This window comes from Bacillus sp. EB106-02-03-XG38 (assembly GCF_058792175.1).
Genome location: NZ_JBYTED010000006.1, coordinates 179,657 through 191,731, shown reverse-complemented (window position 1 = coordinate 191,731; position 12,075 = coordinate 179,657). Strand labels below are relative to the sequence as shown.

11 protein-coding genes are annotated in these 12,075 nt (G+C 37.8%); all 11 read right to left on the bottom strand.

The window, feature by feature from the left end; translation table 11 throughout:
* Positions 1–89: 89 nt before the first annotated feature.
* The 11 genes from rpsO to AC3WTI_RS23715 all read right to left on the bottom strand — a co-directional run bounded on the left by rpsO (position 90) and on the right by AC3WTI_RS23715 (position 12,025).
* Positions 90–359 carry a 30S ribosomal protein S15 gene (gene rpsO, locus AC3WTI_RS23765; RefSeq protein ID WP_001229392.1) on the bottom strand — a complete coding sequence of 90 codons (270 nt, stop codon included), beginning with the start codon at positions 357–359 and terminating at the stop codon, positions 90–92.
* Positions 360–459: 100 nt separating this feature from the next.
* On the bottom strand, positions 460–1,431 hold the full coding sequence (ribF, locus tag AC3WTI_RS23760; RefSeq protein WP_087958620.1) for a bifunctional riboflavin kinase/FAD synthetase: 972 nt from the start codon (positions 1,429–1,431) through the stop codon (positions 460–462).
* Positions 1,432–1,474: 43 nt separating this feature from the next.
* Entirely contained in the window at positions 1,475–2,398 is a 924-nt protein-coding gene (truB, locus tag AC3WTI_RS23755) for a tRNA pseudouridine(55) synthase TruB (protein ID WP_087958619.1), read from the bottom strand.
* Positions 2,399–2,483: 85 nt separating this feature from the next.
* Positions 2,484–2,840, bottom strand: a complete 357-nt coding sequence (rbfA, locus tag AC3WTI_RS23750; RefSeq protein WP_000776444.1) for a 30S ribosome-binding factor RbfA — start codon at positions 2,838–2,840, stop codon at positions 2,484–2,486.
* Between the two features lie 15 nt (positions 2,841–2,855).
* Complete coding sequence (locus tag AC3WTI_RS23745) at positions 2,856–3,137, bottom strand: DUF503 domain-containing protein (RefSeq protein ID WP_071758788.1); 282 nt, start codon at positions 3,135–3,137, stop codon at positions 2,856–2,858.
* Positions 3,134–5,194: a translation initiation factor IF-2 gene (infB, locus tag AC3WTI_RS23740; RefSeq protein ID WP_087958618.1), complete on the bottom strand. Its 2,061-nt coding sequence runs from the start codon at positions 5,192–5,194 to the stop codon at positions 3,134–3,136. The genes AC3WTI_RS23745 and infB overlap by 4 nt, the downstream gene beginning before the upstream one ends.
* A gap of 6 nt (positions 5,195–5,200) precedes the next feature.
* Positions 5,201–5,512, bottom strand: a complete 312-nt coding sequence (locus AC3WTI_RS23735) for a YlxQ family RNA-binding protein (RefSeq protein WP_001286518.1) — start codon at positions 5,510–5,512, stop codon at positions 5,201–5,203.
* Entirely contained in the window at positions 5,513–5,785 is a 273-nt protein-coding gene (gene rnpM, locus AC3WTI_RS23730; protein ID WP_000071128.1) for an RNase P modulator RnpM, read from the bottom strand.
* An 11-nt stretch (positions 5,786–5,796) separates the two neighbouring features.
* Positions 5,797–6,903: a transcription termination factor NusA gene (gene nusA / locus AC3WTI_RS23725; RefSeq protein WP_000102596.1), complete on the bottom strand. Its 1,107-nt coding sequence runs from the start codon at positions 6,901–6,903 to the stop codon at positions 5,797–5,799.
* A 17-nt stretch (positions 6,904–6,920) separates the two neighbouring features.
* Positions 6,921–7,391: a ribosome maturation factor RimP gene (gene rimP, locus AC3WTI_RS23720; protein ID WP_000359097.1), complete on the bottom strand. Its 471-nt coding sequence runs from the start codon at positions 7,389–7,391 to the stop codon at positions 6,921–6,923.
* Between the two features lie 332 nt (positions 7,392–7,723).
* Positions 7,724–12,025, bottom strand: coding sequence for a PolC-type DNA polymerase III (locus AC3WTI_RS23715; protein ID WP_097840526.1), 4,302 nt, complete (start codon positions 12,023–12,025; stop codon positions 7,724–7,726).
* Between the last annotated feature and the right edge of the window lie 50 nt (positions 12,026–12,075).

The following is a 12,075-nucleotide window of genomic DNA, read 5'->3' as shown; positions in this document are numbered from 1 at the left end:
TCTAGTATTACCGAAAATTCAGTAAGATATAAAGAGTAGAAGATATATTTTTACCTAACAAAAAAGCGGGAATATTCCCGCTTCTTTGACTATCGACGTAAGCCAAGCTTTGTGATTAATTCACGGTAACGTGTGATATCGCTATTACGAAGGTAAGTTAGTAAGTTACGACGTTTACCAACCATCTTTAATAGACCACGACGTGAATGATGATCTTTCTTGTGAGTACGTAAGTGCTCGTTTAGAGTGTTAATTTGCTCCGTTAGGACAGCAATTTGAACCTCTGGAGAACCAGTATCAGTCTCATGAGTTCTAAATTGTGCAATGATTTCATTTTTACGCTCTTGTGTTAAAGCCATCCTATTTCACCTCCTATTAATTAAACCCCCGATTACCTAGCAAGCGTCGGTGAGTCGCAATGCCAAGCAATGGTTGTCATAAAGTACATAACATAGAATACTACTTTTCATTTGAAAAAGCAAGTATATTCTTTTCGTTCGCAAAATATTCTTGTGCTGTTTTCTTATCTTTTGCAATTTGTTCAACTAACTCGTCGATGCCATTGAATTTCTTCTCTTCTCTTATACGCATATGCCACTCTACTGTAACATTTTGATCATATATGTCTTTGTTAAATTCAAATAAGTGCACTTCAATAGAAAGTTGACGCTCATCTTCTTTAAAAGTTGGTTTATATCCAATATTACATACACCATCGTACCATTCATCGTGAACTTTTAATCTCACTGCATAAACACCTACAGGTGGTAATAGATACTCCTCACTTAAACCTACATTCGCTGTCGGGAAACCAATTTGACGTCCACGTTTATCACCGTGTACAACCGTTCCCCCTACTGTATATGCTCTACCTAAAATAGATGGAATTTGTTCCATTTCGCCATTTCGAATTAACTTTCGTAATGCTGTAGAACTTACTTTCTCGTCTTGAAATTCAACTTTTTCAATCACAGTCTGTGTAAACTCCCCTCTTGCATGAAATGGTAAAGTCTCCATCTTTCCTTTTCCTAAACGTCCATATGAATAATCAAACCCTGCTACTACATGCTTTACATTTAAACCAATAATATAATCATCAACAAATTGTTGTGGTAATAAACCTGCAAATGATTCATCAAATTTAACAACATATAATATATCGATTCCTAAGTCCTCGACTATGTTTTTTTTATCACACATCGGTGTAATATACTCGGCATGCGCTTCTTTTTTACCTAAAACAACAGATGGATGTGGATAAAATGTCATCACTGCACTTTTATATCCTCGTTCATCCGCTATTTGTTTCGCAGTTCGAATCACACATTGATGTCCTAAATGAATGCCATCAAAAAATCCTAATGCCATTACAGTAGGTGGTAATTCTAATTTATTTTGTTCATGTGGATGAGTTAAATGAATAAGTTTCACGCTTGAATTCACCTTTTTCTGTAATAATCCTTCCAATAATTCATTATAGCTTTAGTTCTTGATTATTCACAAGTACTTTCATCGGCTTTAGCATACCAGGATGTTTTGGATGGTGCTCATAAATTGCAAGGCAGCGATCGTTTTTATCAAATACTGTTATAAATGGCGCCGTTATTTGCAATTCATTTTTTAAGAACATACCATTCTTTATTTTTTCTGCCTGCTTTTCATCTACAACCATTTTCGGGAACTTACTTAACGCTTCATCAATTGATATGAAGATAGACTCTACTGTTCCATTTTGCACGTTTTCTTCAATTTCTTCAAATGATATGCAATCTTCTAATAAAAATTCACCAGAAGCCGTTCTTACAAGGTGAGACATATGTGATGGAAAACCAAGCTTTTCACCGATCATTACCGCTAATGTTCTTACATATGTTCCTTTACTACACGTTACACGGAAACGGAATGAAATATTTTCGCTTTCAAATACTTCACGGTCATCTAGTAATACAAATTCATGAATTGTAATTGTACGCACTGGACGTTCAACCTCTTGTCCGGCTCTTGCGTATTCATATAATTTTTTCCCGTTAACTTTTACAGCCGAAAACATCGGAGGCATTTGCTCAATCGTACCTGTTAATGCCGCAAGCGCCTCTTCCACTTCCTTACGAGTAATAACACGATCTACATGTTTCGTTTCCACAACTTCACCAGAAGCATCTTCAGTTGTTGTTGAAAACCCTAATGTTACTTCACCTTCATATGTTTTCGTTTCGCTTGTTAAAAATTGTGCAATCTTCGTTGCTCGTCCCACACAAATAGGTAATACTCCTGTTACATCCGGATCTAATGTTCCTGTATGACCAATTCGTTTCTCACGCAATATCTTTCTTAATTTAAATACACAATCGTGTGATGTCATGCCTTTTGGCTTATGTAATAATACTACACCTTCCATATATGTTCACCTCATCATAATTCTTTCATAGTAATTATCCAAAATTTATTTGCATTGAAAAAATGGATAGACAAATGTCTATCCATTATTCTTCACGTTTATCGTCTTTATTAATTTGATGTAAAAGTGTATCAATTCGATGACCATATCCGATAGACTCATCAAACTCAAAGGAAATTTCCGGCGTTTTACGAAGACGAATACGTTGGCCAATTTCTGAACGAATGAAGCCTTTTGCCTTCGCTAAACCTTTTAATGTACTTTCTTTCTGTTCTTCATCACCTAAAACAGAAATATACACTGTAGCAATTTGTAAATCTCCACTCACTTGTACATCTGTTACAGTAACAAATCCGACACGTGGATCTTTAATTTTACGACTGATAATGTCGCCTAATTCTTTTTTCATTTGCTCGCCTACACGGTTTGCACGTAATTTCATAACTCTTCACCTCATTCAATACCATTCCAATTGTGTTATCGTACGTTCAATTTCAGGAAATGAATCGATGTACTCAAGTACACGATTCATTTCTTTTTCACAAATAACACGACTGGAGGATACAGAAACAATTGCAATTTCTGTACGTTGCCATACATCTTGATGCCCTACTTCTGAAACAGCTACGTTATAACGCTGTTTCACACGAGTTAGCACCCGTTGCAAAATTGCTCGTTTCTCTTTTAAAGAATGCACATCGTAAATCATACACTCGAATGAGAGTGAAGCGATAATCATCGCTTCACTTCTTCCATAATGTACGCTTCAATGATGTCCCCTTCTTTAAGATCATTATATCGTTCAATTGTAATACCACACTCATAGTTTTGTGCAACTTCTTTTACGTCGTCTTTGAAACGTTTTAACGTATCAAGTTGTCCTTCGAAGATTACTACGCCATCACGGATAATACGCACGCCACTATCACGTGTAATTTTACCGTCTGTTACGTAACAACCTGCGATTGTTCCAACTTTTGTTACTTTAAACGTTTGACGTACTTCTGCTTGACCGATTACTTTTTCTTCGAATTCTGGATCCAACATACCTTGCATTGCTGATTCGATTTCTTCGATTACTTTATAAATAATACGGTGTAAACGAACATCAACGTTCTCTAATTCAGCTGTACGCTTCGCATTCACATCTGGGCGTACGTTAAATCCAATTACAATTGCATTAGATGCAGAAGCTAAAATGATATCAGATTCTGTGATCGCACCTACGCCTGTATGGATAATTTTAACTTTAACACCTTCAACATCAATTTTACGAAGTGATGCTGCCATTGCTTCTACAGAACCTTGTACGTCTGCTTTCACAATTAAGTTAATTTCTTTTACATCGCCCTCTTGGATTTGTTGGAATAAATCTTCAAGGCTTAATTTAGATTTCTCACCACGTTGAGCTAGTAACGCTTCTTGTGCACGTGATTCACCGATTTGACGAGCTTTCTTCTCATCAGCGAATGCCATGAAACGATCTCCCGCTTGTGGTACTTCGTTTAAACCTGTAATTTCAACAGGAGTTGATGGACCAGCAACTTTTACACGACGACCAATATCACTTACCATTGCACGAACACGTCCGAATGAAGTACCAACAACGATTGGATCTCCAACTCGAAGTGTACCGTTTTGAACAAGTAATGTCGCGATAGTTCCTTTACCTTTATCAAGCTGTGCTTCAATTACAGTACCAGTTGCATAGCGGTTTGGATTTGCTTTATATTCTTCTACTTCACTTACAAGAAGAATCATTTCTAGTAAGTTGTCAATACCTTCGCCTTGAATCGCAGAGATTGGTACGAAGATAGTATCTCCACCCCATGCTTCCGGAACTAATTCATATTCTGTTAGTTCTTGCATTACGCGATCAGGATTCGCAGCTGGTTTATCCATTTTATTCACAGCAACAATAATTGGTACTCCTGCTGCTTTCGCATGGCTAATTGCTTCAACCGTTTGTGGCATAACACCGTCATCAGCTGCAACAACAAGGATTGTAATATCGGTTACTTGCGCACCACGAGCACGCATCGTTGTAAATGCCGCGTGACCAGGTGTATCTAAGAATGTAATCTTCTTGTCATTTACTTCAACTTGGTATGCACCAATATGTTGAGTAATTCCACCTGCTTCGCCAGCAGTTACTTTTGAATTACGGATAGAGTCAAGTAAAGTTGTTTTACCATGGTCAACGTGTCCCATGATTGTAACTACAGCTGGACGCTCTTTTAAGTTCTCTTCATCATCTTGCTCATCGATGAATGTTTCAAACTCAGTCTCGCTCACAATTACTTCTTCTTCTACTTCAATACCATAATCAGTAGCAATTAATTCAATTGTATCTTTATCTAAGTCTTGGTTAATTGTTGCCATAATTCCAAGCATGAAGAGCTTCTTAATAATTTCAGACGGCTCTTTGCTTAATTTCTTAGCAAGTTCACCAACTGTAAGACTTCCAGAGAAAGTAATTTTATCTGGTGTTTCTACAGTTTGTGTTTGTTGTCTTCCAGCAAAGTTATCTTGACGTTTGTCTTCGTTTCCTTTGCCTTTTTTCTTTTTCTTATTGCTGTTCTTTTTACTACGAACAACTTTTTCTTCTACTTCAAACTCATCTGCAACAGAAGGTTTTTCAGCTTGATACTCATTATCTAATTTGTTTACTACTTCATCGTCTAACATTGTCATATGATTCGAAACCTCGATATTCATTTCTTTTAGTTTTGTCATAAGATCTTTACTTGAGATATTATGTTGTTTTGCATATTCATGCACTCGAATTTTACTCATTTACCTTCACCCCCGGTAATTTGTATCGAGCATGCTACGCAGCTTTTTCGCAAAGCCTTCATCTAACACAGCTACAACGACTCGCTCATCTCTCCCAATCGCATGCCCTAATTGTTGTCGATTTTCGACCTTTCTCATTGGTACGTTGTAATACGTCGTTTTATCCGTAATACGCTTTGCAGTATTTGCTGACGCGTCCTCAGATAGCAAAACAAGTTTTGCCTTGCCACTTCGTACTTCTTTTAAAACGAGTTCTTCACCCGAAATAATTTTTCGAGCCCGGTTTGCTAGTCCTAAAAACGATTTCCAATCGGACACTTATTTCGACTCCTTCTCAACAAGCTCAAGAAGCTCTTCATAAAGAGAACTGTCGATTTTCGCTTTTAGATGATGTTCCAATACATTTTTCTTTTGAGCTTGAAGAATGCTTTCTTTATCTTTTGATAAATAAGCACCTCGTCCTGATTTCTTTCCAGTTAAATCAATAGACACTTCTCCCTCTTTGGAACGAACAATGCGAACGAGCTCTCGTTTTGATTTCATTTCTTGCGTTGCAACACATTTTCGTAACGGAACTTTTCGATTGCTCATACTCATCACCTCTATTCGATTTCGTCTTCAACTGAATCGAATCCGAATGCGATTACGCTATCTTCTTCTGTTACAATACCAAGTTGTTTCGCATCAGACTCACTCTTAATATCAATTTTCCAACCTGTTAATTTAGCTGCTAAACGTGCATTTTGTCCACGTTTACCAATAGCTAATGACAGTTGGTGGTCTGGAACAACAACAGTTGTTGCTTTTTCCTCTTCATCTACAAGTACTTTAACAACTTGTGATGGGCTTAAAGCATTAGCAACATATTCTACTGGATCATTTGACCAGCGAACGATGTCAATCTTTTCGCCTTTTAGTTCGTCTACAATGCGTTGTACACGTTGTCCTTTCGGTCCTACACAAGAACCTACTGGATCAACATCAATGTTCTCTGCATGTACAGAGATTTTAGAACGATCGCCTGCTTCACGTGCTACAGAACGAATTTCAACAGTTCCATCATAAATTTCAGGAACTTCCATTTCGAATAAACGTTTTAAAAGACCAGGATGTGTACGTGATACGTAAATTTGTGGTCCTTTTGTTGTTTTTTCTACTTTCGTAATGAATACGCGAATACGATCATGCGGTTTGTACTGTTCGTTCGGCATTTGCTCACTTACAGGTAATAAAGCTTCTACTTTCCCTAAGCTTACATAGATGAAACGAGCATCTTGACGTTGTACGATACCAACCATGATATCTTCTTCACGGTCACTAAACTCAGAATAAATAACACCACGCTCTGCTTCACGCACTCGTTGTGTTACAACTTGTTTTGCAGTTTGTGCTGCAATACGGCCGAAATCTTTTGGCGTTACTTCAATTTCTAGTACGTCACCATCTTGATAGTTCGGATTAATTTGTCTTGCTTCTTCAACAGAAATTTCAAGACGTGGATCAAACACATTATCAACAACGTCTTTACGTGCTAAAACTTGGATTGTTCCCACTTCTGGGTTAAAGCTCACACGAACGTTTTGTGCTTGGTTAAAATTGCGTTTATAAGCAGAGATTAACGCTGCTTCAATCGCATCAATAATAATATCTTTGCTAATTCCTTTTTCTGACTCTAATACGAGCAAGGCATCTAACAACTCAGTGCTCATGAAGATCCCCCTTCTAACTAAAACGTAACAGCAAGTCGCGCATTTGCAACTTTATCCATTGGAATTTGGATTTCTTTTTTACGTGTTTTAATTGTTAATAATAGTGTAATTGTAGTACCATCGTAGGAAAGCATTTTTCCTTCAAACATCTTTTCGCCATCAATCGGCTCATATGTTTTAATTGCCACTTGTTTTCCTACCGCTTGCTGGAAGTCTTTCTCTTTCTTTAATGGGCGTTCTGCTCCAGGAGATGACACATCCAAAAAGTAAAGATGAGGAATTGGATCCTCTTTATCTAAAGCTTCGCTTAAACGTTCACTCACCGCACCGCATTCTTCAATGTCGACTCCCTTTTCAGAATCGATGAATACGCGTAAGAACCAGTCTTGTCCTTCTTTCACATACTCTACATCTACAAGTTCAAGATTTAACTCTTCAACGATTGGCTGCGCAAATGCTTCTACAACTTCTGTGACTTTCTTATCCATAAACAGCCTCCTTCCTGCCGCCATGTACCATTTACAAGAAAAGACTCCGTCCATAGAACGGTCTATCTTATTCTTTCTCGTTAGCTAACAAAAGCCCCTGCCGTTAAGCAGGGAATATCTGTCTTAGTATTACCAAATTTAAGAAGTAAAACTTGTAACAAAATATGTATATACGACAGAAATTTCTTACCTTTCCACATCAATAAAATGTAGATAGTAACACGAAAGAGTGGGTTTCCCCACTCTTTTTTTCACACAATATACATGACATGGTTATCTCGGTTAATAGTATACCATAGCAAATATTGATTTGCAAAGACTTTTCCTACCTACTAGAACAGTGATAACTGGTTTTGATCAGGTAAATCTCCTAGACAACCTTGACTATCTAAATACTCAATAATTGTTTTTGAAACCTTACTGCGCTGCTGCAGATCTTCTTTTGATAAGAAATCTCCATTTTTGCGTGCTTCTACAATACTTAAAGCTGCGTTTGTACCTAGACCAGGCACTGCATTAAATGGAGGAATTAAAGTATCCCCATCAATAATAAAGTCTGTCGCATGTGAGCGATATAAATCAACTTTTTGGAATGAGTATCCACGCTCACACATTTCAAGTGTCATTTCTAGTACCGTTAATAAACTCTTCTCTTTCGGCGCTGCATCCAAACCTTTTTGCGCAATTTCATCAATTCTTGCACGTATAGATGCTGAACCTTTCGCCATTGCCTCTACGTCGAAGTCATCTGCACGAACCGTAAAGTATGCGGCATAGAATAGAAGCGCGAAATGTACTTTAAAGTATGCAATACGCACGGCCATAAGTACGTACGCAGCCGCATGGGCTTTAGGGAACATGTATTTAATCTTCTTACATGAATCAATATACCAACCAGGTACATTATTAGTTTTCATGTCCTCTTCCCATTCTTCTGGTACACCTTTACCTTTACGAACCGACTCCATGATTTTGAAAGCTAATGATGGGTCTAAACCTTGATAGATTAAATATACCATGATGTCATCACGACAACCGATAACTTCACTTAGCGTGCATGTACCGTTATAAATTAACTCGTTTGCATTACCAAGCCATACGTCCGTACCATGCGATAGTCCAGAAATTTGGACTAACTCTGAGAATGTCGTCGGTTTCGTCTCTTCTAACATCTGCCTTACGAATTTCGTACCAAACTCTGGTATACCAAGCGTACCTGTTTTACAGTTAATTTGTTCTTCCGTTACCCCTAATGATTCTGGACCTGAGAAAATTTTCATTACTTCTGGATCGTCCGTTGGGATTGTTTTCGGATCAATACCACTTAAATCTTGTAACATACGAATAACAGTCGGATCATCGTGTCCTAGTATATCGAGTTTCAATAAATTATCATGAATTGAGTGGAAATCAAAGTGTGTCGTTCGCCACTCAGCCCCTATTGAATCTGCCGGAAACTGTATTGGTGAGAAATCAAAGATGTCCATATAATCTGGCACAACGATAATACCACCTGGATGCTGTCCGGTTGTACGTTTTACACCGGTACATCCTGCTACTAAACGGTCAATCTCTGCATTTCGAATCGTTAAGTTATGATCATTTGCATAACCTTTTACATATCCATAAGCAGTTTTTTCCGCAACTGTACCAATCGTTCCTGCACGATATACGTAATCCTCACCGAACAGTACTTTCGTATAGTTATGGGCACGTGGTTGATATTCCCCGGAGAAATTCAAATCGATATCGGGTACTTTATCTCCTTTAAATCCAAGGAACGTTTCGAACGGAATATCATGTCCATCTTTTACGTATGGAACATTACATGTAGGACAATCTTTATCTGGTAAGTCAAAACCAGAACCTACAGAACCATCATTAAAGAATTCTGATTGCTTACACTTTGGACATACATAGTGTGGTGGTAATGGATTTACTTCTGTAATTTCCATCATCGTTGCTACGAATGATGAACCTACCGATCCACGCGAACCTACTAAATATCCATCTACTAACGATTTTTTTACAAGTTTATGTGAAATTAAATAAATTACGGCGAATCCATGCCCAATAATACTTTTTAACTCTTTTTCTAAACGCGCTTCTACAATTTCAGGTAACTCTTCACCATAAATGCTACGCGCCATTTCATAGCTCATATCACGCGTTTCATCATCTGCACCTTCAATTTTCGGAGTATATAAATCATCTTTTACTGGATGAACATCGCCAATTAATGATGCAACCTTTTGTGTATTCGTTACGACAATTTCTTTCGCTACGTCTTCACCTAAGAATGAGAAACACTCTAACATTTCATCTGTGGTACGGAAATGTACAGGTGGTAATGAATGTCGATTTAACGGATTGGCTCCGCCCTGCGAACTAACTAAAATTTTACGATACATTGCATCTTCTGGATCTAAGTAATGCACGTTTCCGGTAGCGACAACGGGTTTATCTAACGTCTCACCTAGTTTAACTAAGTTAGAAATAATTGTTTTTAATTGCCCTTCATCTCGAACGAGTTCACGCTCTACTAAATGACGTAACACGTCTGGCGGCATGACTTCAATGTAATCATAGAACTGCGCAATTTCTTCTACCTCTTCTGGTGCTTTTTGCATCATTGCCTCAAACACTTCACCTTTATCACAAGCCGTTCCTACTAAAATTCCTTCACGGTATTTTTTTAATAGTGACCTCGGTACTCGTGGTACACGGTAAAAGTAATTTAAGTGAGAGTATGAAACAAGTTTATATAAATTTTTCAATCCAACATCTGATGTAGCAAGTAATGTCATATGACTTGGACGCCCGCGCTTATAAGCATCCCCTTGCCCCATACTATCATTTAATTGATCGTGATATTCAAATCCTTTTTCAATCACATCTTTTAACATTTTCACAAGTAAATATCCCGTTGCTTCTGTATCATAAATCGCACGGTGATGTTGCGTTAATTCAATATCAAGCTTTTTACACATCGTATTTAATCGATGGTTTTTCATTTCTGGGAATAAGAATCGTGCAAGTTCTAACGTATCTATTACTGGATTTTTCGTTTTTTCTAAACCAGCTTTTTTAAATCCTACGTTAATAAAGCCCATATCGAAACTTGCGTTATGAGCAACTAGTGTATGGTCGCCCATCCATTCCTCAAACTTTTTAAACACCTCGTCCACTTCTGGTGCATCAGTTAACATATCATCTGTAATACCTGTTAATTCAATAATCGTTGCCGATAATGGTTGATGCGGATTTGCAAAAGATTCAAAGCGGTCAATAATTTCGCCACCTTGTACTTTTACAGCAGCTAACTCAATAACAGTGTCATACACAGCAGATAAGCCTGTTGTCTCAACGTCAAAGACAACATATGTTTCATCTGCAAGTAGTCGATGTGCTTCGTTATATGCAATCGGTACACCATCATTAACTAAATTTGCCTCGACACCGTATATGACTTTAATCCCAGCCTTTTTACCTGCAGAATATGCTTCTGGGAAAGACTGTGCAACAGCATGGTCTGTTACCGCAATAGCCTCATGCCCCCATTTACCCGCTTGAGCCACAAGTCTAGAAACAGGAGTAACTGCGTCCATTTGGCTCATCGGTGTATGAAGATGCAACTCTACACGCTTTTCACCTTCTGGTGCTTTATCTTTACGAGACGGTCCTGTTATTTCATTAATATCATTTGCGATCATTACTAAATCTCGAACAAATGTATCATTTTGAACAGAACCACGCGCTTTTACCCACATTCCTTTTTTCAAGGACTGCAGCATTGGAATATCTTCTTTGTCACGCGAGAACATTTTGATCATAATAGAATCTGTATAATCCGTTATTTTTAAAGTTAATAACGTACGTCCGCTACGAAGCTCTTTCGTTTCTACGTGGAAGACATATCCTTGAACCGTTTTTCTTCTTTCTTCATCTTGAATTTCTCGCATCGGTGTAATCTCTTCGTCCGGCTTAATAAGATACCCAAGTGTAATCGGTCCTTCATGCACGACGCTACTTTCTTCAGCTTGCTTCTTCGCCATTTCTTCCATAGCTTGTATAACACGTTCACGGTCCTCTTGCTGCGTTTGCTCACGGAACTTTTGCATTTCTTCCGTATTTTGCTGTATATGTGTGTCTAACTGGAAACGCGGGAATCCAAAGGCTTCGTATTGATCCCCTACTGGTTTCGCAACGTTTTTCTTTAAAGCAGTAGATTCCAAATCATTATTCACATTTATAAGCAACTTCACGCCATTCACCTGCGGAAGCTGCTTCTTTAAGTAAGCAAACATAGGTGAAAATGTAATTCGCTCCGTACAAAGTGGCCAATACGCCCTCACTTCTTCTTCTGTAAATTGTTTGTTCTCTGTTTCTAATGCAAATGTTGTTCTTGCAATATGAGAAAATGATTGCTTAAGCTTTGTTTCTAGCAATTCATATAATTCTGTAGGCAAAATACGTGGCACTTGTAAATTAAAATGCCAACTTTTATTTGCTTTATCAATAACGAGCCTTTCAATACCACCGCCTTGTAAATATTGATTTATTAGGTCGTCTGGTATTTGCAACTGCTGGAGCAAAATTTGAAATCGCTCTTGTTGTTCATTTGTTAAAGACATAAGCACTCTCCTTCCATTTGCTATTATAAATTGAAACGTACTACAAAGAA

Coding starts and splice junctions, on each gene's coding strand:
- AC3WTI_RS23745 (WP_071758788.1), bottom strand. CDS start 3,137: ATGATTATCGCTTCACTCTCATTCGAGTGTATGATTTACGATGTGCAT.
- truB (WP_087958619.1), bottom strand. CDS start 2,398: ATGGAAGGTGTAGTATTATTACATAAGCCAAAAGGCATGACATCACAC.
- rnpM (WP_000071128.1), bottom strand. CDS start 5,785: ATGAGCAATCGAAAAGTTCCGTTACGAAAATGTGTTGCAACGCAAGAA.
- rbfA (WP_000776444.1), bottom strand. CDS start 2,840: ATGAAATTACGTGCAAACCGTGTAGGCGAGCAAATGAAAAAAGAATTA.
- nusA (WP_000102596.1), bottom strand. CDS start 6,903: ATGAGCACTGAGTTGTTAGATGCCTTGCTCGTATTAGAGTCAGAAAAA.
- rimP (WP_000359097.1), bottom strand. CDS start 7,391: ATGGATAAGAAAGTCACAGAAGTTGTAGAAGCATTTGCGCAGCCAATC.
- infB (WP_087958618.1), bottom strand. CDS start 5,194: ATGAGTAAAATTCGAGTGCATGAATATGCAAAACAACATAATATCTCA.
- rpsO (WP_001229392.1), bottom strand. CDS start 359: ATGGCTTTAACACAAGAGCGTAAAAATGAAATCATTGCACAATTTAGA.
- AC3WTI_RS23715 (WP_097840526.1), bottom strand. CDS start 12,025: ATGTCTTTAACAAATGAACAACAAGAGCGATTTCAAATTTTGCTCCAG.